The 23,698-nt window shown below is 63.7% G+C and carries 16 protein-coding genes and 1 pseudogene; 6 read left to right on the top strand and 11 right to left on the bottom strand.

The window, feature by feature from the left end; translation table 11 throughout:
• The first annotated feature begins 539 nt into the window (after window positions 1-539).
• A complete protein-coding gene (locus tag ACVOLL_RS17680; protein ID WP_481514078.1) occupies window positions 540-1,730 on the top strand; it encodes a benzoate/H(+) symporter BenE family transporter in 1,191 nt (396 codons plus the stop codon).
• 58 nt (window positions 1,731-1,788) lie between these two features.
• On the opposite strand, the gene ACVOLL_RS17675 is transcribed toward ACVOLL_RS17680, so the two are convergent.
• From ACVOLL_RS17675 to ACVOLL_RS17665, 3 genes are all read right to left on the bottom strand, one after another.
• Window positions 1,789-2,613: a GYF domain-containing protein gene (locus ACVOLL_RS17675; protein WP_481514077.1), complete on the bottom strand. Its 825-nt coding sequence runs from the start codon at window positions 2,611-2,613 to the stop codon at window positions 1,789-1,791.
• Window positions 2,613-4,772 carry a lytic murein transglycosylase gene (locus ACVOLL_RS17670; RefSeq protein ID WP_481514076.1) on the bottom strand — a complete coding sequence of 720 codons (2,160 nt, stop codon included), beginning with the start codon at window positions 4,770-4,772 and terminating at the stop codon, window positions 2,613-2,615. Before ACVOLL_RS17670 ends, ACVOLL_RS17675 begins: the two co-directional genes overlap by 1 nt.
• A 318-nt stretch (window positions 4,773-5,090) precedes the next feature.
• Window positions 5,091-5,486 (bottom strand): YchJ family metal-binding protein, encoded by a 396-nt coding sequence (locus ACVOLL_RS17665; protein WP_481514075.1) that lies wholly within the window; start codon window positions 5,484-5,486, stop codon window positions 5,091-5,093.
• A 378-nt stretch (window positions 5,487-5,864) separates the two neighbouring features.
• Between ACVOLL_RS17665 and ACVOLL_RS17660 the strand changes: the two genes are divergently transcribed.
• From ACVOLL_RS17660 to ACVOLL_RS17640, 5 genes are all read left to right on the top strand, one after another.
• The gene (locus tag ACVOLL_RS17660; RefSeq protein ID WP_481514074.1) at window positions 5,865-7,502 is read left to right on the top strand and encodes an EAL domain-containing protein; all 1,638 of its coding nucleotides are present in this window, start codon (window positions 5,865-5,867) and stop codon (window positions 7,500-7,502) included.
• A gap of 33 nt (window positions 7,503-7,535) precedes the next feature.
• Complete coding sequence (locus ACVOLL_RS17655; RefSeq protein WP_481514073.1) at window positions 7,536-8,315, top strand: sulfite exporter TauE/SafE family protein; 780 nt, start codon at window positions 7,536-7,538, stop codon at window positions 8,313-8,315.
• 97 nt (window positions 8,316-8,412) lie between these two features.
• Window positions 8,413-10,005: an EAL domain-containing protein gene (locus ACVOLL_RS17650; protein ID WP_481514072.1), complete on the top strand. Its 1,593-nt coding sequence runs from the start codon at window positions 8,413-8,415 to the stop codon at window positions 10,003-10,005.
• Between the two features lie 112 nt (window positions 10,006-10,117).
• Window positions 10,118-10,861: an SDR family NAD(P)-dependent oxidoreductase gene (locus tag ACVOLL_RS17645; protein WP_481514071.1), complete on the top strand. Its 744-nt coding sequence runs from the start codon at window positions 10,118-10,120 to the stop codon at window positions 10,859-10,861.
• A gap of 144 nt (window positions 10,862-11,005) precedes the next feature.
• On the top strand, window positions 11,006-13,882 hold the full coding sequence (locus ACVOLL_RS17640; protein WP_481514070.1) for a TonB-dependent receptor plug domain-containing protein: 2,877 nt from the start codon (window positions 11,006-11,008) through the stop codon (window positions 13,880-13,882).
• 210 nt (window positions 13,883-14,092) lie between these two features.
• Here ACVOLL_RS17640 and ACVOLL_RS17635 read toward each other — a convergent pair whose 3' ends face one another.
• The 8 genes and pseudogenes from ACVOLL_RS17635 to ACVOLL_RS17600 all read right to left on the bottom strand — a co-directional run bounded on the left by ACVOLL_RS17635 (window position 14,093) and on the right by ACVOLL_RS17600 (window position 23,559).
• The gene (locus tag ACVOLL_RS17635; protein ID WP_481514069.1) at window positions 14,093-14,470 is read right to left on the bottom strand and encodes an MAPEG family protein; all 378 of its coding nucleotides are present in this window, start codon (window positions 14,468-14,470) and stop codon (window positions 14,093-14,095) included.
• A 295-nt stretch (window positions 14,471-14,765) separates the two neighbouring features.
• Window positions 14,766-18,311: pseudogene (locus ACVOLL_RS17630) on the bottom strand (ATP-binding protein); the annotation flags it as partial.
• A 73-nt stretch (window positions 18,312-18,384) separates the two neighbouring features.
• Complete coding sequence (locus ACVOLL_RS17625; protein WP_481514068.1) at window positions 18,385-19,101, bottom strand: DUF4194 domain-containing protein; 717 nt, start codon at window positions 19,099-19,101, stop codon at window positions 18,385-18,387.
• Entirely contained in the window at window positions 19,088-20,557 is a 1,470-nt protein-coding gene (locus ACVOLL_RS17620; RefSeq protein WP_481509075.1) for a DUF3375 domain-containing protein, read from the bottom strand. The genes ACVOLL_RS17625 and ACVOLL_RS17620 overlap by 14 nt, the downstream gene beginning before the upstream one ends.
• Window positions 20,558-20,579: 22 nt before the next feature.
• Window positions 20,580-21,179 (bottom strand): GTP cyclohydrolase I FolE, encoded by a 600-nt coding sequence (folE, locus tag ACVOLL_RS17615; protein WP_481514067.1) that lies wholly within the window; start codon window positions 21,177-21,179, stop codon window positions 20,580-20,582.
• A gap of 152 nt (window positions 21,180-21,331) precedes the next feature.
• The gene (locus ACVOLL_RS17610) at window positions 21,332-22,603 is read right to left on the bottom strand and encodes a HipA domain-containing protein (RefSeq protein WP_481514066.1); all 1,272 of its coding nucleotides are present in this window, start codon (window positions 22,601-22,603) and stop codon (window positions 21,332-21,334) included.
• Entirely contained in the window at window positions 22,603-22,845 is a 243-nt protein-coding gene (locus ACVOLL_RS17605) for a helix-turn-helix domain-containing protein (RefSeq protein WP_481514065.1), read from the bottom strand. Before ACVOLL_RS17605 ends, ACVOLL_RS17610 begins: the two co-directional genes overlap by 1 nt.
• A 180-nt stretch (window positions 22,846-23,025) precedes the next feature.
• A complete protein-coding gene (locus ACVOLL_RS17600; RefSeq protein ID WP_481514064.1) occupies window positions 23,026-23,559 on the bottom strand; it encodes a DUF3828 domain-containing protein in 534 nt (177 codons plus the stop codon).
• Between the last annotated feature and the right edge of the window lie 139 nt (window positions 23,560-23,698).

Raw genomic sequence — 23,698 nt, 5'->3', positions numbered from 1 at the left:
CTTTTTGAGAGGCGGCTGACTCGGCGGCTTCATCGTTGGCCCGAAGGCTTTTCGTCGAAGCGAGCCGCCTATTATGGCAGGCTTTTTGTTTCCGTCAACACCCTGTTTCGAGGTTGGTGACGTCGTTTCTTGGTGTCGGTCACTGCTGTGATCGGCGCCGTGAAGCGAGGAAGTGGATTCTAGACATCTTTGTGAAAATCGCAATCACTTTTTGTTGCAGGGCGGCAAATCGGCGGTTGGGGCCAGAGTTGGCAAAGTGCGCGACTGCTTCGGCTCGATTCTTTCCACTTTGTGGGGCGTTCCGGCCTGCTGACGGTCTGGCCAAGCGCGAATGCCTATGTGCCGCTCGGCTTGGCGGTGATGCTGCCGCTTTGGCTCGTCCGGTCCAGGGCAGCCATGTCGCAGGGCGAAGAGCTGCCCTCACCCCAACCCCTCTCCCGTAAACGGGAGAGGGGCTACTACTCCGCCAACCTTTATCTGGGACCGTAGAGCAGCTCTCTGGGCCACAATGCGGGTTGATCCGTTGCACCTCTATATAGATGACCAATCCGGCTTCGCGTTCGTTCTTCCGTGATCTCTCGCTGCCTGCCGTAGTTGCCGGCTTCATTACGGTGCTGGTGGGCTTTGCCAGCTCAGCGGTGATCGTGTTCCAGGCCGCGCAGGCCGTGGGGGCCGGGCAGGCCGAGATTGCGTCGTGGATGTGGGCGCTGGGCATCGGCATGGGCGTGACCTGTATTGGTCTGTCACTGCGCTACCGAATGCCGGTGGTGACGGCCTGGTCTACCCCGGGCGCGGCGATGCTGGTGGTCGGGGCAACCACGCTGCCGCTGTCCGATGCGATCGGTGCATTTGTGCTGGCCGCTTTGATGGGTGCATTGGCCGGTTTCTCAGGGGTGTTCGAGAAGGCGATGCGAAGGATCCCTGTGTCGCTGGCCTCAGGCATGTTGGCCGGGGTGTTGCTGCGCTTCGGCCTGGATGTCTTTGTTTCGGTGAACACCCAGCCTTTGCTGGTGCTGTTGATGTTCGCCACCTATCTGTTGGGGAGGCGCTGGTTGCCGCGCTATGCGGTGATCGCGACCTTGCTGGTGGGCGTGGCGATCGCCAGTGGCAAGGGGCTGATGCACATGGAACAGGTGCAGCTGCAGATGGCGCTGCCGGTGTTCACCGTGCCAACGCTGTCGTGGGCGGCATTGTTCGGCATCGCCCTGCCCTTGTTCATCGTGACCATGGCCTCGCAGAACGTACCCGGCGTGGCGGTGTTGAAGGCCTCGGGCTATGACGCACCGATATCGCCGGTGATCGGCTGGATCGGGGTGGTCAATACTGCGCTGGCGCCGTTCGGTGGCTATGCCTTGAACCTGGCGGCGATCACCGCGGCGATCTGCATGGGCCGGGATGTGCACGAGGATCCGGCGCGACGTTACACGGCGGCAGTGAGTGCCGGTGTGTTCTACATCGTGATCGGCTTGTTCGGCGCGACCGTGGCGGCAGTTTTCGCGGCGTTCCCCAAGGAGTTGATCGCGACGCTGGCCGGTATCGCCCTGCTCGGCACCATCGGCAACAGCCTGGCGGTGGCATTGAAGGAAGAGGCCGAGCGCGAGCCGGCGCTGGTGACCTTCCTGGTGACGGCATCGGGGTTGTCGATGGCCGGCATTGGTTCTGCGTTCTGGGGTTTGGTCGCCGGCGTGATCACCTTGTTGGTGCTGCGCCGGCCTGCGCCGCTGCGCTGAGCTCCCCGGCTGGGCAATCAGTGCGCGCCTGCTCGTAGCAGGTGCGCACTGAAATAGTTCAAGCAATCGTGTACGCAATCATCGCGTTGATCGCGACCATCACGAATACACCAGTTACCACGGCTGCGATGCTGGTCCCGCCGCGCATGCGCAGCGTCGCCCGCAACGCGTGAACGCCCGCGGTATTGGCTGACGTCGCCCGCTGGATCTGCTTCTGCGCATGCTTCAGGTAGAACGCATTGCCTAGACCACCGGCGGCAACCGCAATACCTATAGTGACGCCCCATGCCGCGAGATCCGGGATGCGCATGATGCGCAGCGCGGTTGCCAGCAGCACGGATCCGCCGCCCCACAGCACGGCGAGCGCGTACATCTTGCGATAGAGCATCCACATCACACCGAAGCAGAACGCCGGCCAGTGCCAGGTGTCCTTGGCATTGGGATGTTTTCCATCCAAATGCCATTTCCTGCGGTACTTATCGAAGTTATTGCCAACGAAAACGGCGTAGGGCTTCAGCTTGTCGTCCATCAGTGGCAGCGGTTCGCCGACAACGGCCGCTGGTGCCGCGTACGGATTACCGCTGTCGTGGTAGCCCTCAGCTGGCTCCGGCATGGTCAGTTCCTGCGCGACGTCCTGCAGCGGTTGCCATTGCTCCATGCCCGCGCGCCATACCAGCGCCGACGGCGCCAGCCCACCCTCGGCGAACAGTTGCTTGAACTGCGAGGTAGCGAGCGGCCCCTGCCGCTCATGCTGCGCATCGGTGTAATACCACTGCGTACTCGGCATTGCTTCTTCCTTGATAGAACAACGACGGACTTGATGACAACGCCAGGCGGCGGCGCCCGGCCGCTCACTCGCCTCTGACAAACAGAGTCCAAGCATCAAAGCGGCTTTACTTCGAACACCTGTTTAAGGATGTGGCGTCCACCCGGGGCCAGCTCGATCACATCCGGTCCTGCGTTGGCGGCTTCCACGCAGACGTAATTACGCCACGCTGCACCGATGTCCTCCATCTTTGCCGCACCGGCCTCGCCTGCGTTCCAGACCACGGCGGTGCGGCTGCCGCTGGTGCTGATGTCGATTGCCCGCTTGAAACCCGGGTCACGCAGCACGTAATGGCCACCGGCCTGGGTGTAGAGGCGGTCACTGCGGCCCGGGTCGCGCGGATCACGCAGGTTCCAGTCGCCCTTCTGCACATAGGCGCTGCCGTTGTCGAGCTTGTCCAGGTAGGTGAGCCCGTCCAGGCCGCTGACATCCACCTTCAAGGCATCGCTGACATTGAAGTAGTTGTGCAGCGCCTGGGTAAAGCTGGTCGCCTGGTTGCCGGTGTTCTCGGTGATCAGTTCCTGCTCCAGGGTGCGGCCGATGCGCACCACCATCTGCAGGCGCAGGCTCAGGCTTTCCATCACCGGCGGTGCAAGGGTCAACACCACGCTGCCATCGGCTTCGCGGCGTGCATCGCGCAGTTCCCAGGCGATGGTGCGCACGAAACCATGTGCAGGCACGTCATTGCCCTGCCCTTGCCGCGAGAAGTACGGCCAGCACACCGGCGCACCACCGCGGATGGGCGTGGGCGGCTGCTTGGCGGTGGGCGAGAGCCACATCACGTCCTGGCCACCGTTGGGTACGAAGGACAGCAGCTGCCCACCAAACACGCTGATGGCAGCGGTGGAGAACGGGGTTTCCACCTTCCATGCGCTGAAACCCTTGAAGTCGCCTGTGCTCAGGCCCTGCACTTCCTTCATTGAAACCTTGCTCCGTACGATCGGTGATTGGACAAGTTGCTGGTAGTTGGGCGGCAGCTGGAACGCGGTGGGCTGCGCCGGTTTGGCGTTGCGCAGCGCCTGCAGGATGCGGATGCCGGCACGGCCGTCGGCCTGCTTCCAGCCCAGGCGCTGCTGTTCGACCTGGATGGCGCGGCGGGTGGCGGTGCCGACCATGCCGTCGGCAGCACCGATATCGTGACCACGTGCAAGCAGCAGGGTCTGCAGTTCGCGGCGCTCGTCGCGGCCAATACCAGGGTCATCGGTGGGCCAAGTGGCGCTCAGGCCGGTGCCGCCGCGCAGGCGGTCTGCCAAGGTGGCGATGGCCAGGGCGTAGCTCTCGGCAGCGTTATAGGAGTAGATCGCGTCGTAATTGCGGAACACCAGCAAGGCAGGGCCCTTGGCGCCGGCCGGCAGCAGCAGGGCGGCATTGCTGTCATCAGCGATGGCCGACACCTGCAACGGCTTGCCGTTGGCCAGGGTGATGCCCAGCGCGCGCCAGTCGGCCAGCGGCTTGCGCTTGGTACGCCCGGCAAGTGCGGCATTGAAATTGGCCGGGATACGTACTTCCACGCCCCACGGCTGGCCGCTGCGCCAGCCGGATTGCTTCAGATAGTTGGCGGTTGAGGCCAGTGCATCGGGAATGCTGGCGACCAGATCGCGGCGGCCGTCGCCATCACCGTCCACAGCGATGCGGGCGTACGTCGATGGCATGAACTGGGTGTGGCCGAAGGCGCCGGCCCAGGAGCCGGTCAGGCCGGTGGGATTCAGGTCGCCTTTGTCGATCAGCTTGAGCAGGGCCAACAGCTCGCCCTTGAAGAAGGGCTGGCGGCGGCCGTTGCAGGACAAGGTGGCCAGCGACTGCAGCAGCGGACGTTTGCCGAACACGCGGCCGTAGTCGCTCTCCACGCCCCAGACCGCGACGATGGTGGCCGGATCGACACCGTACTGGGCACTGACCTGGTCCAGCAGCGTGCGGTGCTGGGTAAGCAGCGCGCGGCCATCGGCGATACGACGGCTGTCGACCAGCGAGGCCAGGTAGTCCCAGATCGGGGTGGTGAACTCGGGCTGCGCGTCGAGCAGCGGCAGCACGCTCAGGTCGGGTGTGATGCCGCTGAAGACCTGATCAAACTTTTCGCCGCTGATGCCCTGGGCAACGGCGGCGCTCTTGAGTGAGGCACCACAGCTGCCGAAGTCGGTGATTGCGGCTTGGGCAGGGATGGCCAACGTCAGCGCTGCCATGGTGGAGCCTGCACGCAGCAGGTTGATCGGGTTCATCCATACGCTCCTTGCACTGGAGCTTGATGATAAGCGCTGCGGTTGCGTTTGGTTGCGGGAGCGGCGTGAGCCGCGAGGCTGAGAGTTGTTTGAGGAGGCGAAAGCCGAAAAACCAAAGGCCAAAAGCCAAAAGCCAGAAGCCAAAAGCACCCCTCCCCAACCCTCCCCTGCGCGTTGCGCAAGGGAGGGAGCGAGAGCGTAGTGCCGAGCCATGCTCGGCAGAGGCTTCACCGGTAGAGCCTCAGCCGAGCATGGCTCGGCTCTACCGAGAGGACGTCGCCACCCTCTCCTTCGCGATGCATCTGGGAGCCGGATGCGTCAGCCGGCGGCATCCAGGTAGTACCAGCGGCCGTCGATGCGCTGAAAGCGGCTGTGCTCGACCATCTTCACCGCGCTGCCGCCACCTACGCGATAGCGGGCCGTGAACACGACGTCGGCGGTGTCTTCGCCGGTGACCGCATGGCGCTGCACGCTCAGACCCAGCCATTGCGTGCGCTGGCCAGGAGCATCTTCCAACGAGAGCGTGGCCGGGCGGGTGTCCGGGTGCCAGCTGGCCAACAGGTAGTCGACGTCCTTGAGCACATAGGCGCTGTAGCGCGAACGCATCAGTGACTCGGCATCCGGTGCGGCCTGGCCGGCGTGGTAACGGCCACAGCAGGCCGCATAGGTCTGATCGCGGCCGCAGTGACAGGGAGAGGTGGGAGTTGTCTGCATTGCTGCATTTTCATCCACAGACGCTGCGGTTCCAAGCGATGGCCGGGCGCCGAGCGTAAGGCGTCGCATCCTGCGCCGGTGCCGCCATGCGGGCGTTGATTCCACCCGAACCAGCGTGGCCACCGGCCATCACTGTATCCATGGTAGCGGCTTGCGCCAGTGTCGCAGTGATTGGCACGCGGAAGGCACTGCGGGTAGCACGCCGTTGATCCTCAAGCGTTTCCCTGGATTGGTGTTGATGTTCATCGTGCGCATGGCATGGAACAGCTTGGGCGGCTTGTAACCACGCTATTTCTGGACAGTTGTCCGCACATTGTTTTCTTGCCGATTCACGTCACATATTTGCGCGACTCCCGCCACTCCCCGAATGGGGCAGCCATGAAGCGCCGCCATGTGATCGCTGCAATTTTCCTGCTTGCAGGTTTGCTGCTGGGTTGTCTTCCGGTGTTCTACGCGTTGCATCAAGCCCGACAACAAGCCATCGGCGACAAGTACAGGGAGCTGGATGATGTGGCGCTTGGGCTTGATCGGCGGGTGCGCAACGCGCTCGCCATGCTGGCCAGAATGCATGCCGAAATGTCGGCCAGGGAAGAGGCCGCGTGCAGCCCTGCAGGCATCCGGCATCTGCAACGGGTAGCAGCGCGAACCCAGATATCCATCGCGGCGTTGTATCTGCAGAACCACCGCGTGGTCTGTTCCTCCAGCGATCCGCTGATGCAGCACTTGGTGCTTGGGCCGGCGTCACGGAAGCGCGCCGATGGCATCCGCGTCTATTCCGATGTGCGACTGCCTGGCGTGCATGATCGCAGCTATGCGGTGATGGAGAAGGAGGGCTATGCATTGTTGGTATACCCGGAAGGCGTGATCGCGCCGTTCGTTCGCGCCGACCTGTCATTGGGCCTGTTCACGCCCCACAACGGCTTGTACAGCGTTCGCAACGGTGGCGTGCTCGATCACTGGGCATCATCCGGTACTACTGCGGGCGCTTCGAGCCATTTTCTGGATGCCGATGCCGGTTACCTGGTGGTGCGGCACATCATGCAGAGCGGAGACGACGGGGTGATCGTCGCCACGCCAATTGCCACCATCGATGCCCGCATGGCTCGGTTTGGGCGTTGGTTCATCCCCGCCGGTATCGTGATCGGCTTGAGCCTGCTGGCCAGCGTGCTGCTGTTAAGTCGGCACCAGCTCTCACCGCGCAACCAGTTGCTGCGTGCGCTCGGAAAGGGCCAATTCTTCCTGCTGTATCAACCACTGATCGATCTGCATGATGGCCGCTGCATTGGCGCCGAGGCGCTGCTGCGTTGGCAGTACGAAGAGGCCACGGTGCTGCCGCCTGACCGCTTCATTCCCATCGCTGAAGAATCCGGGCTCATCCAGCAGATCACACAACAAGTGCTGCAACTGGTTGAAAAGGACATGGGCAGCTTCCTGCGGCGTGTGCCGGCCTTCCGCCTTGCGGTGAACCTGGCTGCCAGCGATCTGCAATCGGAGCAGACACCCAGGCTGCTGGGCGAGATGCTGCAGAACATCGGCCCGGGCTGTGGCCAGTTCGTGGTGGAGGCCACGGAGCGTGCGCTGTTGGAAGAGACCAGTGCATTGAGCGTGCTCGATGCGATCCGCGCACTGGGTATTGAACTGGCCATCGACGATTTCGGCACCGGCTATTCCAGCCTGGCCTACCTGGCCACCTATCCGTTCGACATCCTCAAGGTGGACAAAAGCTTCACCTCCACCGCCTGCACCCAGGCCGTGACCAGCCAGGTGGCCGAGCACATTCTCGACCTTGCCCATACTCTGGGCATGCAGACCTTGGCCGAAGGTATCGAAAGCACGGAGCAGGCCGACTTCTTCCGCTGTCGAGGGGTGTTGTATGGCCAAGGCTATCTGTTCGGCCGGCCGATGAGCGCCGAGGCGCTGTTCCAGTTTGTGGCTGCCGACACCCGTGCGTATCAACCTGCGCTGCACGGGCAATTGCCACGCGGCCCCGTTCCAAGCGATACGCCGCTGCACTGAGCGTATGCTGTCGCGCCCTGCGCCGGAGTTGCCATGCTGGAATTGATTCCCCCCGAACTGCCCTGGCTGCTGGTCATCGCCTTCATCGCGGGGCTGGTGGATGCGGCGGTCGGCGGTGGTGGTCTGATCCAGCTGCCGGGTTTGTTCACTGCCCTGCCACAGCAGACACCAGCGGCCCTGCTCGGCACCAACAAGTTCAGTTCGGTGTTCGGTACCGGCGCCTCGGCGCTGCGCTATGCGCGCGCGGTACGCTTCCCATGGCGGCCGGTGTTGTTGGCAGCAGCCGCCGCGTTTGCGTTCTCTTTCCTCGGTGCCACCGCGGTGACGCTACTGTCCAAGGAGGCGGTACGGCCATTGGTGCTGACCCTGCTGATCGTGATGCTGGGCTATACGCTGGCCAAGAAGGACTTCGGTGCGCTGCACCGGCCACGCGAGGTTGGCCGCCGTGAGTTGCTGATCGCGTTGGCGATGGGCGGGGTGATCGGTTTCTACGATGGCTTCTTCGGTCCCGGCACCGGCAGCTTCCTGATCTTCCTGTTCGTGCGCTTCTTCGGGCTGGACTTTCTGCGCGCCTCGGCGGCCTCCAAAGTGGTCAATCTGGCGACCAATGTGGCGGCATTGTCCTTCTTCGTGCCCAGCGGCAATGTGCTGCTGGTGCTCGCCATTCCGATGGCGGCGGCCAACGTGCTGGGCGCGGTGACCGGCACCCGGCTTGCCCTGCGCGGCGGCACCCCATTGATTCGCAAGCTTTTTGTGGTGCTGGTGGTGGTGCTGATCGCACGCATGGCCTGGGATACCTTCCGCCCGGCGTGAAGCCCACCTGCACATAGCTAAATCTTCATCACTGGAAATTCTTGACGTACATCACATAGTGGCGCAGCAAGAAGCCAACCCAAGGATGGCGCCACCCATGAAGAATCGCTACCGAATCGCCGCACTGCTGCTGCTCGCCGCCGCGATACTCGCCTGTGTGCCGGTGCTGTACTCGCTGCATCAAGCTCGCAAACAGGCCATCCGCGAGAAATACGTGCTGCTCGATGATGTGTCGACCAGCATCAGCCGCGAGGTGGCCAGCACCATCGATGTGATCGAGCGCCTGCGTGCGGAAATGCGCAGCAGCGGCGATGCCCCCTGCAGCCCAGCCGGGCTGCTGCGCATGCAGCGCTTCGGCATCAGCTCGCACATCGTCAAAAGTACGCTGTACCTGCAGGACGGCAAGGTCGCCTGCTCCTCTGGCGGCGCGCTGATGCAGCAGATCGTGCTGCCGCCAGGTCCGTTGCGTGCACCTGATGGCGTGCAGGTCTACACCCACGTACAGGTGCCAGGTCTGCCGGGGCGTGAGTTCGTGGTGCTGGACAAGGGCGGCTATGCATTGCTGGTCTACCCCGACGGGCTGATTACCCCGTTCGCCCGCCCTGATCTTTCACTGGCGCTGTTCAACAGCATGGATGGCCGCTATGTGGCGCGTCAGGGCACGCTGCTGCAACGCTGGGCCACCGCCGCCGTCGACAAGGACAACGACGGCCACTTCACCGACGAGGAGGCTGGCTATCTGGTGGTGCGGCGGGTGCTGCGTCCTGGTGGTACTGGCGTGATCGTGGCCACACCATTGGCCGCGGTCGACGCGCGCATGGCGCAGTTCGCACACTGGTTCATACCGCTGGGCATCATTGCCGGACTGGCAGTGCTGGGCATGGCGCTGGTGATGATCCGCCGCCAATGGTCTACCCGCGCCGAGTTGTTGCGGGCGATCAACAAGGGGCATTTTTTCCTGATGTATCAACCGGTGTTCAGCCTGCAGGACGACACCTGCATCGGGGCCGAGGCGCTGCTGCGTTGGCAGCATGAGGACGGCACCGTGGTGCCACCGGACCGCTTCATCCCATTTGCCGAGGATGCCGGGTTGATCCAGCTGGTTACCCGGCGCGTGCTGGAATTGGTGGTCAAGGACCTGAGCGGCTTCTTCCGCCAATACCCGCGCTTCCGCCTGGGCGTGAATCTGTCGCCGCGTGACCTGCAGTCGATGGAGACCCCGCAGCTACTGGCGGAGATGCAGCGTGCAATCGGCATTGGCAATGGTAGGTTCGTGGTGGAAGCCACCGAACGCGGCCTGCTCGAGGAAGCAAGCGCGCAGGACGTGGTGGCAGCGATCCACGCGATGGGCATCGAAATCGCCATCGATGACTTCGGCACCGGCTATTCCAGCCTCGCCTACCTGACCACCTATCCATTCGACATCCTCAAGGTGGACAAGAGTTTCACCTCCACCGCCTGCACCGAAGCGGTGACCAGCCAGGTCGCGACCCATATCATCGAGCTGGCACGCAGCCTGGGCATGCAGACCCTGGTGGAAGGCATCGAGACCCAGGAGCAGGCGGATTTTTTCCGCGACAAGGGCGTGATCTACGGGCAGGGGTATTTCTTCGGCCGACCGATGCGGGCAGAGGACCTGAGTGTGTTCGTGCCATTGCATACGCATCCTGGGCAACATGCAGCGCAGTAGTCAGCCACGAACAACAAGCCTGCCCACCCGGATTGATCCCACGCAATGCGCCTGCAAGGCAAACGCGGGAGCCTATCCACATGCGGAATGACCGCAGCTGTGGAAACGCCCCATGCAACACGATTTTGCCGGCCGCATTGCGCTGGTTACCGGTGCCGCCTCCGGAATTGGCGAGGCGGTGGTGCGGCAATTGGCCGCGCGCGGCGCGCAGGTATTGGCCGCCGATATCGATGGCGATGCCGCCACCGCCGTGGCCATGTCGCTGGGCGAACGGGTACAGCCGCTACAAATGGATGTCAGCGACCCGGATGCGGTGCGGCTGATGGTCAACGCATGCAACGAACGCTTCGGTGGCCTGCACCTGGCAGTCAACAATGCCGGCATCAGCGGCGCCAGCCTGCAGACCGCCGACTATCCAGTGGAAGAATGGCACCGCGTGCTCGGGGTCAACCTGCATGGCGTGTTCTACTCGATGAAGTACGAGATCCCCGCGATTCTGGCCAGCGGCGGCGGCGCAGTGGTCAACATGGCCTCGATCCTCGGGAGCAATGGCTGGGCCGGCGCGGCCGCCTATGTGGCGGCCAAGCACGCATTGGTCGGCATGACCAAGAGCGCTGCACTGGAATACTCCGCGCGCGGGTTGCGGATCAACGCGGTGGGCCCTGGCTTCATCGATACACCGCTGCTGCAGAGCATGGACGAGCGCGCCTATGCCGGGTTGGTGGGACTGCACCCGCTTGGACGCCTGGGCACGGCCGAAGAAGTGGCGGCATTGACCTGCTTCCTGTTGTCGGACAAAGCCTCGTTCATCACCGGGAGCTACCACTTGGTCGACGGAGGCTATTCAGCACGATGAATTGATGTAACACCGGTTTCATTATGTGAATTCAGGTTCGCGTTGAGACGTCTCCGCTTGTCTGCGCCTAACGAATTGCTTACAAATCGGCTACGCCCGTCATGGTGGCGGGCACGTAGTCCGGCAATCACCAGGAGCATTCCGATGACGTTGTTACCGCTACGCCCGCGCCGCCTCAGCTGCGCTGTCCGCTTATCGCTGTTGTGCCTGCTGCCCAGCGCGGCCTTCGCGCAACAGGCACCAGACAGCACGCCCAAGACCCTGGACAGCATTCAAGTCACGGGTACCCGCATCAAGAAAGCCGAACTGGAAACCCAGGTTCCGGTCCAGGTACTTACCCGCGAAGCCATTGAACGTACCGGTTACAGCTCGATTGCCGATGTGGTGCAGCACCTCACCGCCAGCGGCGCATCGCTGAGCACCAAGCTCAACTCCAGCGGCAACTTCGGCTTTCCACCCGATGGCGGCGGCGTCGGCGCCGGCGCAGCAACGGTCGATCTGCGTCACCTCGGGGCCAAGCGCGTCCTGGTGCTGGTGGACGGCATTCGCTGGGTCAATGAATCCTCCGGCTCGGGCGTAGGTTCGTCGGTGGACTTGAACACCATTCCGCTGGCGATCGTGGAGCGCATCGAAGTACTGGAAGACGGCGCGTCCTCGCTCTACGGTTCCGATGCAATTGCCGGCGTGGTCAACATCATCACCAAGAAAGGCGCCGAAGGCGGCCATGTCGACGTGCAGTACGGCGACTACAACCTCAAGGGCGGCGGCACCAGCAGCGTCGATCTGAGCTTTGGTGGCAGCAGCGATCGTGCGCAATGGATAGTCGGCGCGTCGTGGTTCAAGCAGAAAGAGATCAGTTCATCCGAATACCTGTGGGCGCGCGAACCGGTCCCCGGCACCGGCCTGGCCAACGGCAGCTCGGCCACACCGCAGGGCCGGCTGGTGTTTGCCGACCCCAGTGGCAATACCTACAACATCACCTCCAATACCGGCGTCACCAAGCCGGTGTTCGATCCCAGCCAAACCGGCTGTACCCGCACCGACGACTACCATTGCTTCGCCAGGGCGGACCGCTTCAACTTCGCGCCCTACAACCTGCTGTTGACCCCGAACGAACGCAAATCGGTATTCGGCCAGGTACGTTTCGAATTCACCCCGAACGTCAGTGGTTGGTTCCGCGGCCTCTACAGCGAGCGTGAATCCGCCAACCAGGCCGCGCCAGAGCCGTTCTTCCTCGGCACCGATGCCGGCGTCTACAACGACTGGGCCGAAACCAAGCTGGTGATCTCGGCCAACAATCCGTACAACCCGTTCGGCTTCGACCTGACCACGATGGGCGCCAATCCCAACCTGTTCCTGTTGGGCCGACGACCTGTCGAAGGTGGTCCGCGCCGCTACGAACAGGATGTGAAGACCTGGTATGCCGCGGGCGGCCTGGATGGTGTGTTCGAGGTCAACCAACGCACCTGGAACTGGGACGTCAACGTGATGTCCAGCGAAAGCAAGGCGACCCAGACCAATACCGGCAGCTACAACATCAAGCACATCAACCAGGCGCTGGGCGATCCAGCGGCGTGTGCGGCCATCGCCGGTTGCGTGCCACTGAACCTGTTTGGCGGCCCCGGCACCATCACCCCGCAGATGCTGGCGTGGATCTCACCGATCGTGCGTGACCGCAGCAAGAACACGCTGTCGTTGGGCTCGGCCAATATCACCGGCGAGTTGTTCGACATCTGGGCCGGGCCGGTGTCCTTCGCCGCCGGTGCCGAATGGCGCCGCTACAAGGGTGAGTACCACCCCGACCCGATCACCATCGCCGGTGAGTACAACGGCGTGCCGTCGGGCGTGACCATCGGCAGCTACTCGGTGAAGGAGGCCTACGTCGAGTTCGATGTGCCGCTGGCGCGCGAAGGCTTCTGGGGCAAGAGCCTGGACCTGAGCATTGCCGGTCGCTACTCGGACTACTCCACCTTCGGCGGCACCAACACCGGCAAGATCGGCCTGCGCTGGCAGCCGGCCGACGAACTGTTGCTGCGCATGTCGTTCGCACAGGGCTTCCGTGCGCCATCGATCGGCGAGCTGTACGGCACGCTGAGCCGCTTCGACGCCACCATCGTCGACCCCTGCAACAACGCCGCCTCCACCACCCCCAAATGCGTTGCCGATGGCGTGCCGCCCGGCTACGAGCAGGCCAATCCGCAGATCTCGGTGGTGACCTCCGGCAATCGCGACCTGCAACCCGAAGAAAGCCGCTCGTTCATGGCCGGTGCTGTCTGGAGCCCAAGCTGGGCCGAAGACAGCAGCTGGGCCAGCAAGCTCGACCTGGGTGTGACCTTCTACCGCCACACCATCGACAAGGCCATCCAGGCACCGGATGCGCAGGCCATCATGGACCGCTGCATCGATACCCGCGATGCCGTTGCCTGTGCGAGCTATACACGCAACGACCGCGGCCAGATCGTGCGCTTCGAGGACATCCTCGCCAACCTCGGTACCATCAACACCAGCGGCTGGGACTTCAACGCGCACTGGCTGTTGCCGGAGACCGGCTGGGGCCAGCTCGGTTTCGACTGGAAGGCAACCTGGGTAACCCGCTACGAGCTGATCAACGAATCCGGCCAACCTGAGCCGAAGGGCCCGGGCATCGAAGTCAGCGACAGCTCGATCCCGGAATGGAGCTCGACCTTGAGCACCAACTGGGACTTCCGCAACTGGAACGTGAACTGGACGATGCGCTACATCGACCGGCTGCGTGAAAGCTGTGCCGGTGCCAATGGCTTTGCGATCTGCACCGACAGCGTTGCCGACCAGCATTGGTTGGGTGCGACCACCTATCACGACGCGCAGATCAGCTGGCGTACCGATGCGTGGATGAAGGGGGTAAAGGTGAGCGTTGGTGTCAACAACGTATTCGACAAGAACCCGCCGATCTGCCTGAGCTGCACGCTCAATGGCTATGACCCGGGAACCTACGACCTGCCCGGCCGCTATACCTACGCAAAGCTCAGCATGGATTTCTGAGTTGGAAACGACCAAGGGAGCCGTAAGGCTCCCTTGGTCCAATGCCGTTGTTGTAGGAGCGGCGTAAGCCGCGAAGCCGGTGGGCCCGAGTGCCCAGTCCGCTGAAATTCCTGCTGACCCAACGCCGGGCTTGTCTCGATTGCAGATTGATCGACGGCGGCAGGCGGTCCTGCTTCGCGGCTTACGCCGCTCCTACAAGAGCTGGATTGCTCAGCGCAGGAATGCGCCAGCGAGCGCCATCAGCAGCAGCACCAGTACCGGCAGCATCGACAGGCCGAAACCCAGGCCGCGGCTGGATGGGTTGCCGACGTAGGCGCGCCAGTAGATGAAGCGGCCAATCAGATATACCGCGCCGATACCTGCCACCCATTCGGCTGGCCAGAAGCGTGCAGCGATCAGCATGGACGGCAGCAGCGCGACCATCAGCTCCAAGGTGTTCATCTGCACGCGGTAGGCGCGCTCGAAGCCTTCGTGGCCGGTAACGGCAGGCGCCTTGACGCCGTAGCGACCGCGCGCGCGGCCGACCAGCACAATGAAGAACAGGTATTGCAGCACCACCAGGGCGGTGATGATTTCCACGTAATGCATGCTGATCTCCGTTGCGCGTGTAGTGGGTTATGGGAGGGTAACAAGCGCAGCGATGGCTTTGCCCTGGCTGTGCTCCCTCCCTTTGGCCGAAGGCCAAGGGGAGGGTTGGGGAGGGGTGCTTTGGCTTTGGCTCAATGCAACAGCCGAAGCAGAGTCAAAAGCTCCCCCCATCCGCCCCCCGCCTTCGCGGGGGCAGGCTCTTCGGGCACCTTCCCCCGCAAGCGGGAGAAGAAAAAGCTCAGCTGCCCTGACAATAGGGAAACCCTCGCTTCCTTGTCCGTCAGGCCGGAATATTCTTCTTCGGCGAAGCCTTCTTCGCAGCTTTCTTCACCGCAGGCTTGGCTTCCACTTCCGCCACAGCTTCAGCAGCCGGCGCTTCAACCTCGGCATCAGCAGTCGCGCTGGACGCAGCCGCTGCTTCAACAGCAACCGGCACATCCACCGCGTCTTCCGCACTGGCCTGCGCCATCGCACCGCGCGCACGCGCCGGCAGCTTCAGGCGATTGCCTTCGTCGTCGTACTCGATCAGCAGTACGCCCGAATCGTGACGGCCGCTGATCTCGACGAAGCAGGCACCGCCGATGAACGGCTCCAGCGTCATCACCGACTTCAGCGGCGTTGCCACCACCATCTGGAAACCGAAATTCTCGAAGATGTTCATCGCCAGCGCGGTGAACTCGTTATCGGCCTTGTCGAAGGCTTCGTCCAATACCACCGCGGCGTAACGTGGCAGCTCACCGTCTTCGCCACCCAGCTGGTAGCGCAATGCGGCGGCAAGACAGGTCGTCGCCAGCTTCTGCCGCTGGCCACCGGACTTGCCGGCGCCGCTGCGGTAGATTTCCACCTGCTCGCGAGTGTCAGCATCCAGTTCGACGCCGATGAACTCCACATGCAGGCGCACGTCGAGCACCTGCTCGCGCCAGCGGCGCAGCTCAGGCTCCTGCGCGCCAAGGCGACGCACCAGCTCACGCAACACGTTGAACTGCGACTCGGCCAGTGAGCGGTCTTCAGTCTGCTGGTGGGTCAGCACCGCACGCAGTTGCAGCTGGAAATCCTGCACTTCCGGCAGGCGCCGGTCGTGCACGTCGATGGCCAGCACCGTGCCGCGGTTGAATGCGACCTGCTCCAGCGAGGCGTTGACCTCGTCCATGCGCTGCTTGATCGCCTTGTGCGCTTCGGCGGTATGCCGCTGCAGGGCCAGCAGGTTGTTCTTGCTCTGTGTCTGCAGCAGCTCGAAGAAGCGCCCTTCATGGCGCGGCAGACCGTCGCTTTCAAGACGGGTCAGACGTGCAAGGAAATCGTCGGCGCTGCTCAGCGACACGGTGAAGTCACCGGAGTCTTCCGGCCACTGCTGGGTGTATTTGCGGAAGCAGTCCAGCAGATGCTGGGTCAGCTTGGCATCGCGGCCCTGGCTGCTGCCGAGTTCCTCGGCCAGCCCACGTTCGACCACGCGGAAGTGGCTTTCCAGGCTTTCGAGATTCAAGCCCGGCAGGATGTTCAAACGCTCTTCCAGACCTTCGCGCTGCAACTCGGTCAACGGTGCGCTGGCGACGCGCGCCTGGCCGTTGTCACGCAGTTGCTCCAGGCGTGCACGCTCGCGTGAGAACTGACCGCGCTCAAGCCGCACGTCTTCATAGGTGCGCTTGCCCTGATCACGCAGGCCGCGGGTCAATTCAATCTGCTGACCGATGCGGGCCAAGGCGGTGTCGCCTTCGCGCAGGTCGACCAACTGCTCGTCGATATCGCTCAGGCGCTGCAGACGCGGGCCGACGTCGATTTCGTCCCAGTCGCGCTCGATCAATGAGTGCGCAGCCAGCTGCTTTTCCTGCCCGCTTTCGCGCTGCTTGCGCAGCATTGCCACGTCGGCCTCGCTGCGGGCGATGCGCTGGGCCAGCTCCTGGCCTTCGCGTTCAAACACGCGACGCTTGTCGCGGTTGTCGTGGCCCAGCATCCAGCGCTTGCGATCGTTGACCGCGTGGCGGTCATCCTTTTCGTAGCGGTCGCCGGGATGCTTGATCTGGCCTTCGCGGGTCAGCGCACGATCTTCGCTGCGCAGCTGGCCGGCGTTTTCCACGCAGGTGTAATCAAAGCGGCGCTGCAGCTCGTTGTAGACCCAATCGCCGTAGGGGTGATCGCGCAACTGCAGCTTGTGGATCAGCGAACGCTTCTCCGGCTCGCGTGCGTGCAGCAGTTCATTGTCACGGATGCGGAAGTACACCAGCTTGGTGCCCAGATGGGTACGGTTGGCCCACTCGGCGACCTGCTGGTGATTCTTCTCGTCGACCAGCAGCGATTGCGCGAAACCATGCAGCACGCGCTCGATCGCACCGCGCCAGCCAATCTGGTCTTCGCGCACCTGGATCAACTCGCCAACGAAGGGCAGCGCGGACTCGGACAGACCGGTGTCATCGCACAAACGTGCGCGCATCTGCTGCAGCGGCGCCGGGATCGAGCTCGGTGCAGCCTTCAGCGATTCCAGTTCCACCCGCAGTGCGGCGAAGCGCTTCTCGTCGTCGCGGCGCTCGGCCATGCGCTCGGCGATGGCGTCGTCGACGGTGCCGGCACCGGACTTGGTGCCATCGATCAAGGCACGCGCCTGCTCCACCTGTTCGGAAAAGCCGCTGGCGGTTTCAGCCAGCACCATGCCGAGCTGACGGCAGGCGCCTTCCAACTGCTTGCGGCGGCGGCTGCGTTCTTCGACTTCGCGCTCGATGCGGATCCGCTCGCGCTCGAGCTCGTCGATACGCTCACCGCCCTGCTCGCGCTGCTGGCGTTCAAGCTCGACCAGCTTCTGTTCGTGGTTGTCCAGCGACTGCCGACGCTGCCCTTCCTCGCCCATCAGGCCGCGGTCGAGCATCTCCACTTCTTTCAGGCGCTCGTTGACCAGCTCAAGACGTTTTTCCTCGCGGAAGCCGTCGATGCCGATCTGCAGGTCGCGCAGCGTCGCCACGCCCTTGCGCAGCGTCATCAGGTCCTGGTGGAAGTCACGTGCAGGGGTCAGCGTTTCGACCTGGCGGCGCGCGGTGACCACGGCATGGTGGGCGCCATCGAGTTCGGCGAAGTCATCGACCAGACGGTCGGCCGCTTCGAAGGTGCGCGGCTCTTCCAGCATGAAACCACGCAGGAAGCCATTGAGGTCGCCAAGGTTCTTGGCCGACTGGGTCTTGTGCAGCAGACGCAGCGCCATGTCGTTGCCGATGCCCAGCAGGTGACGGAAGCGCTCGGCATAGCCGGTGAAGCTGTCGAAGTGGCCGACGTCTTCGCCCAGGCGGCCGCGCAGCTTGCGCAGGTCCAGGTCGAAGCCTTCCATCTCGGTGGCCAGGTCGAAGCGACGCGGGATCACCATGTAATGCTTGCGCACGTCATTGGCCGAGGTGCCAGCACCGGCAATCCAGAACAACCGCACGATCGACACCGCGTCGCCGCGGGCGTTGTGGTATTCCAGCGCCAAGGCGCTCCAGGTAGCGCCCTTGCGCAGGTACTGGGTGGCGATTTCGCCGGATTCGCTGTCCTGCTGATCGGCCCAGGCACCACGCACATACGACACCAGCGAGCGGTCGCGGCCGGAACGCTCGGCCTCACGCGCGGCGGCGTTGAAGTCAACGATGCTCGGCGGCGTCAGCAATGCGCTCATGCCATCGAGCAGGGTCGACTTGCCCGAGCCGGAGCGGCCGACGAACAGGAAGCCTCGTTCGGCGATCGGCACTTCGGTCAGGCCGGAGAACGTACCCCAGTTGAGCACCTGCAGACGGCGCATGCGGAACTGGTTCGCGCGGGCATCGCTGGCCGGGTCGTTGAACAACGCGGCATTGGGAAGCAGGGTGTGGGACGTGGTTTCCATACGGCTCATCCTTCAGCCGCCACGCAAGGCGCGGCGGAGGTCATTCTGGTCAGCGTGGCGAGGGTGCCAGGCATCATTCGGCGGCAGCGCCGTTGCTGTTGTCTTCATCTTCGGCAACCGCATCAGCGACGGCATCGCCGTCGCGCAACTGGCGGTAAGCCTCGACCAGCACCTGCACGTCCTCGGCCGAAAACAGCAGCTTCAGTGCCGGCGATACTTCGTAGCGGTCCTCGCTGCCGCGCAGCTTGGACAGCAGCTGGTTCTCGCGCATCTTGGCGATGGCGGCGGTGACCCGCTTGCCATAGCCGGCCTGGTCAGTGGAGACGTTCTTCTGGTAGATGCTCATCGCTTCCACCAGCTGGAACTCGGCCACCACCGCGCGCTCGCCGCGGGTATCGGCCTCGGCAAGCTGCTGGCGCAGGAACAGCAGCAGCACCGACTCGATGAAGGTCAGTGGTGCAGCGCGCAGCAGGTTGGGCGAGTCGAGTTCGGCAGTATCGAACTGGCGGGTGAAGGCAACACCGCCATCACGGTCCAGCACCAGCTCCAGGAACAGCTCGCACAGCAGACTTCGTACTTCGTCTTCATTGCGCAGCAGTGCCGCCCATTGCGCCGGCTGGCGCTGGGCGTCGACGCTGGGGCCGGCCAGCAGCAGGCACAGCGCGCGGCGTGCATCGACCGGCAGTCGGCCGCTGTCGCCGACGAACAATGCCCCGCCGCTCAAGGTGGGTGCCGGCGCGACGGGCGCGCTGGTGGTTTCGCTATCGGTTTCGGTCTCAGACCAGTTCATCGCGTCTTTCCTTGAGGAACCAGATCAGCGGCACGCGGGCGCGTCGCACCACGCCGTCACCACCGGTCCATTCCACGGTTTCGAGTTGGTCGGTCATCACCTTGCCATGGCGGGTGCCGATGGAGAGATAGCCGATCACGCTGCCCAGGCCCTGCCGCGCCGGCCGCTCGCGCAATACCTGCGAGATGCTCAGGCGCGGGCGTGAACCCAGCAGCATGAAGAGATTGTCTTTCAGCGTGCGCACGTCGATTTCCGACTGCGCGACCAGATCACCAACGCTGTCGAGGGTGATCTCGGCGGCCTCGGCGTAATAGATGGAAGTATCGACCTGGTGCGTGCGCGGGTCGTGCAGGCGCCACTGGCCGATCGAGCGCACGCGCGCCGAGGACAGCGGCAGCACAAAGCCGGTAGGCGCGGTGGGGCGCACTTCGTCGCGCAGCTGCAGGGCCTGGCCCTGCGCCTGCTTGAGCAGCTGGTTGAGCCGGCGCTGTTCCAGATAGCCGCGACTCTGCACGAAGCCACGCAGGCTGCGGGCGAAGTGCTGCATCACCTCGTGCACCTGGCCGCCGCGCTCCAGCAAGGTGCTGGTGAAGTTGCGCAGGAAATTGCGCTCGTTGCGGTCCAGCTTGCGGGTGAAGCCACGGTTGAGCACGGTGTCCAGCGCAGCATCGAGTTCGCCGCTGCGGCGCGGATCATTGAGCAGGTCCCAGAACGCCTGGAAGCTGCGCCCGGCATCGGATTCGCCGATCACATCGACGCCGTTGAACAGGCGGTCAAGCACATCGCCGCGTGCGCCTTCATCGTCGATGATGCGTTCGCGGAAGCGGCGGTTGAGTTGTTCGAAGTCATCGCGCACGCGGCGGAAGTCCTCGGCCAGGTCATCGGCCAGGCGGATCACGTCGCGAGTGCGTTCCAGCGCGCGCTTGCCATCCAGCGCGCTGACCTTGCCGGTGGACACCTGCGCGATTTCGGCATCGATGCGGTCGCGCTCGGCCTTCAATGCGGCCAAGCGTGCTTCCGGATCGGCCTCGGTCTGCTGGGCCAGCTGCGAGATCTGCTGCATCACCATCGCCAGCCGGCTTTCGGTGGCCAGGCTGGCGTTGTGCTCGATGCCGGCGATGAAGCGGATCGCCTGCACGGCGTGCCGCGACAGCTCGTATTCCTCTTCGCTCGCGCCTTCAGGCAGGCGCCGCACCAGCCAGCCCTGGGCCAGCCAGTAGGCGATATAGGCCGGCGCGGTGCGCGGCAGCTCGACCTCGAGCTCCTCGCCATTGAGCGTGTCCAGCTGCTGCTGCAGGCGCTCGGCGAGGATGGAACCGGGAATGCGGCGGTCCGCTTCCAGCAGCAGGCCCTGCAACAGGCCCACCAGCACCGGCGCACGGTCGGAGGCCAGCAGTTTCCATAGCGGCTGCTCGCGCAGACGCTGGTAGCCGGCGATACGTTGGCGGTACTTCATCGAGCGCGTGCGATCCCTGGGCTCAGCGTCGGGCGTGGCCGACTTCGATGAAACGCAGGAACTCGGCGCGGGTGCGCGCGTCGTCATGGAAGGTGCCGCGCATGCGCGAGGTGACCATGCTGACGCCACGCTTGTGGATGCCACGGGTGGTCATGCACTCATGTGCGCCTTCCACCACGATGCCCACGCCCATCGGCTGCAGCACGTCCTGGATGACGTCGGCGATCTGCGCGGTCATCTTTTCCTGCACCTGGAAGCGGCGCGCATAGGCCTCGACCACGCGTGCCAGCTTGGAGATGCCGACCACGCGGCCGTTGGGGATGTAGCCGACGTGCACACGGCCGATGATCGGCGCCATGTGGTGCTCGCAGTGGCTTTCGTACTCGATGTCGCGCAGCACGATCATTTCGTCGTAGCCGGCAACCTCCTCGAAGGTACGGGCCAGGTACTCGCGCGGGTCGTCGTTATAGCCCTTGAACCAATCGCCATAGGCCTCGGCTACCCGGCGCGGGGTGTCGAGCAGGCCTTCGCGGGAGGGATCTTCACCGGCCCAGCGCAGCAGGATGCGCACGGCGTCTTCGGCCTGGGCTTGGGTGACGGACGGGTTCTTCGAATCGGCCATTACAGAACTGCGCTTGGATTACGGGGTAGACATGCTACCAGCCGGGGGTGAAGTGGGGATGGAGAGGCCCTTAATCGCGTTGTGCATTCGTTTTTAGAAAAACGTAAGATATTGTTTTTATAGTGAATTTCAGCCACCACAAAGGAACAGCTTCATCTCAATGCCCAGGCGAGCGCGTCGGTGACGGGGCCATACACAATTTGCCGCAGCAGACGCGCCTCGCCCGGATCTACCTGTTGGGTGATGCCCTGCTCATAGGCCTGCAGCAGCGCCTGCGCTTCCCGCCACAGCTCCTTGGCCAGACGCTCCAGCTCCCGCAGGGTCAGCGCTGCCGGAACCCCGATGCTTTGGCCAAAAGCACCGATCTCCGCCTTGGTGACATCGGCAAAGCGCGTGGCACTGCCCATCGGGAAGACCAGCGTTCCCGTGCCCCAGTCGGGCGCCCGATAGACCGCAGTGCTGAGCAGATCGTAATGCGGCGCAAGCTCCCAGCCCTTCTCGCCCCACAGGAAGCTGAGATTCTTCAGATGGGCGTCGGCATTGCCAATATAGAAGTTGAATAGCTGCCAGCGCAGCAGCGCCAAACGTGTAGCCGCCGGTGTTCGGGTGATATCCAACAGCTGCCGCAGGGCGGTGCTGTTGGCTTGTTGGTATTTGAACACCGCGTCCAGCGACAGTAGCTGGCACCCATCCAACGCATAACGGCGTTGAACGTGCAGTCCCTCGCCTTCACGGTCGAAGCGACGCACCAGATAGACCGGCTCCGGCACCCGCCGCACCTGCACCTCCGGTACCGGCAAGCCACACGCGGCAGCCAGGCGCATGCAGAACCACTCATTGACCACGCTGTGCGGGTAGTCATCCACCTGCTCGTGGTCTGGCTTGAGGATGTGGGTAGAGGCGGCCTGCCCGATCGGCTCCCACAGCTGGCCTTGCTCCAACACCACGGCCAACTTGTGTTGCGCACCGGCCAGCGACATGCGCTTTGGCGCGCCATGCGACAGCGGCTGCATTGGCAGCGCCTGGATACGTGCCGAGAGCTCGGCATCGGGCAGGGGCCGCAACTCGGGAGGCGGCAACTGCTGCCCGGGCGACAACAAGGTCAATGCGCCTGCCGACTCCGGACCAAAACGCTGCAGCAGGCCGAATGCGTCGGCCGCATTGATGCCGGCATCGGCGGCGACCAACTGGCGCCCGCCCTCTTCCGGCAACAGGTTGTCGAAGAACCACTGCACGGGACGCTGGCTGCCACCGTCCGTGATCTCGCCCGCATCGCGCGGCAGGGCCGGCGACAGGTCAAAGCCGTTGTCGCGCCAGACCGGATCGTAGTGCAACGCCCACAGGTTGCCCTGCTCGTACAGCTCACCGATGCGCTGTTGTTCCAGCCACACATCGAGCTGGCGCGACTCGACCTCGATCGCCATCAGCCGCGCTCCGGTGGCGGCAGGTCCACAGGCAGATCAAGCTGCACGCGAATGCCCAGCTGCCGCAGCACTTCGAATACACGGCCAATCTGCACGGTCTCCTTGCCCCGCTCCACATTGCCCAGGACCACGTGGCTGGTACCCGCCATTGCTGCCAGATCATCCTGACGCAGGCCCTGCGCCTTGCGTACCGCACGAACGTATTGGCCGATGTCTGACGCTTGGTCGATCTGCACCTGCATGGGCTGGCTCTCTGAAATATAACGCAGACTTTAGATTGCTCTATGTAAGCGTCGAGCTCAAGCAAAATCTAAAGCAAACATTAGAAATGTCGTCTACGGTTCGCGCCAGAGTCAAAATCTAACGTAAACGTTATAAATCAATGCAAAAGGATCAAAGAGCTTAAAAAACTAAAGCGCACTTTATTTTTTACTCATGGCAGCCTGGGTATCGCGCTCCAGCGCCTGCAACAGGCTCGGTGCACGCGCGGTGCCGATGTCGGCGACGCGCCAGCTGCTGCCCTGGCGCTGCAGGGTCAACTGCAGCTGCAAGGGGTGCTGGGGGTCGTCGAGCTGGGCGCTGGCACGCAGCTGGCCGTCGGCCATTGGTTGGATATCGAAGCTGAGCTGGCGCAGGTCCTGCGCGGTGTCCTGGCAGTCACAGAGCGGATCGCCGTCCAGATAGCCGACTTCGCCAGCGTACGCGTCGCTATTGGCCTCCATCGCGGCAATCAGGCCCGGCGTGTAGACCTCTTCGTCGGGCAGGATGGCATCCAGCCCGGCGTCGGGGTGATAGCCGGCGTAGATGTGGCTGAGGAAGGCGCGGGCGTTGCTGATGTCCTCGGCGCTGGTGCCAGCCGTAGCCGGGGTTGCTGCGGGCGTGGTGGGGGCGGGGGCGTCCTTGTTGCAGCCGGTCAGGGCCAGGAGCAGCAGCGAGGTGGTTGCCAGGGTTTTCATGGGCGTCCTTGCGTGTTCGTTTGACGGGTCTTTTTAGGCGGGACTGCTGGGGAAAGCAAAGGCTTTGAAGCCCCCCTCCCCAACCCTCCCCTTGGCTGCGCCAAAGGGAGGGGGCAGAGCGCTTGCCTCCCTCCCTTTC

The sequence above is a fragment of the Stenotrophomonas sp. STEN035 genome, assembly GCF_056759935.1.
Note: the sequence above shows the minus strand (reverse complement) of the source record. Positions and strands in the feature narration are given on the sequence as shown.

Excerpts from the sequence above, each read along its gene's own strand:
- ACVOLL_RS17680 (WP_481514078.1), top strand. The coding sequence starts at position 540 with ATGACCAATCCGGCTTCGCGTTCGTTCTTCCGTGATCTCTCGCTGCCT.
- ACVOLL_RS17675 (WP_481514077.1), bottom strand. The coding sequence starts at position 2,613 with ATGCTTGGACTCTGTTTGTCAGAGGCGAGTGAGCGGCCGGGCGCCGCC.
- ACVOLL_RS17670 (WP_481514076.1), bottom strand. The coding sequence starts at position 4,772 with ATGAACCCGATCAACCTGCTGCGTGCAGGCTCCACCATGGCAGCGCTG.
- ACVOLL_RS17665 (WP_481514075.1), bottom strand. The coding sequence starts at position 5,486 with ATGCAGACAACTCCCACCTCTCCCTGTCACTGCGGCCGCGATCAGACC.
- ACVOLL_RS17660 (WP_481514074.1), top strand. The coding sequence starts at position 5,865 with ATGAAGCGCCGCCATGTGATCGCTGCAATTTTCCTGCTTGCAGGTTTG.
- ACVOLL_RS17655 (WP_481514073.1), top strand. The coding sequence starts at position 7,536 with ATGCTGGAATTGATTCCCCCCGAACTGCCCTGGCTGCTGGTCATCGCC.
- ACVOLL_RS17650 (WP_481514072.1), top strand. The coding sequence starts at position 8,413 with ATGAAGAATCGCTACCGAATCGCCGCACTGCTGCTGCTCGCCGCCGCG.
- ACVOLL_RS17645 (WP_481514071.1), top strand. The coding sequence starts at position 10,118 with ATGCAACACGATTTTGCCGGCCGCATTGCGCTGGTTACCGGTGCCGCC.
- ACVOLL_RS17640 (WP_481514070.1), top strand. The coding sequence starts at position 11,006 with ATGACGTTGTTACCGCTACGCCCGCGCCGCCTCAGCTGCGCTGTCCGC.
- ACVOLL_RS17635 (WP_481514069.1), bottom strand. The coding sequence starts at position 14,470 with ATGCATTACGTGGAAATCATCACCGCCCTGGTGGTGCTGCAATACCTG.
- ACVOLL_RS17625 (WP_481514068.1), bottom strand. The coding sequence starts at position 19,101 with ATGAACTGGTCTGAGACCGAAACCGATAGCGAAACCACCAGCGCGCCC.
- ACVOLL_RS17620 (WP_481509075.1), bottom strand. The coding sequence starts at position 20,557 with ATGAAGTACCGCCAACGTATCGCCGGCTACCAGCGTCTGCGCGAGCAG.
- folE (WP_481514067.1), bottom strand. The coding sequence starts at position 21,179 with ATGGCCGATTCGAAGAACCCGTCCGTCACCCAAGCCCAGGCCGAAGAC.
- ACVOLL_RS17610 (WP_481514066.1), bottom strand. The coding sequence starts at position 22,603 with ATGGCGATCGAGGTCGAGTCGCGCCAGCTCGATGTGTGGCTGGAACAA.
- ACVOLL_RS17605 (WP_481514065.1), bottom strand. The coding sequence starts at position 22,845 with ATGCAGGTGCAGATCGACCAAGCGTCAGACATCGGCCAATACGTTCGT.
- ACVOLL_RS17600 (WP_481514064.1), bottom strand. The coding sequence starts at position 23,559 with ATGAAAACCCTGGCAACCACCTCGCTGCTGCTCCTGGCCCTGACCGGC.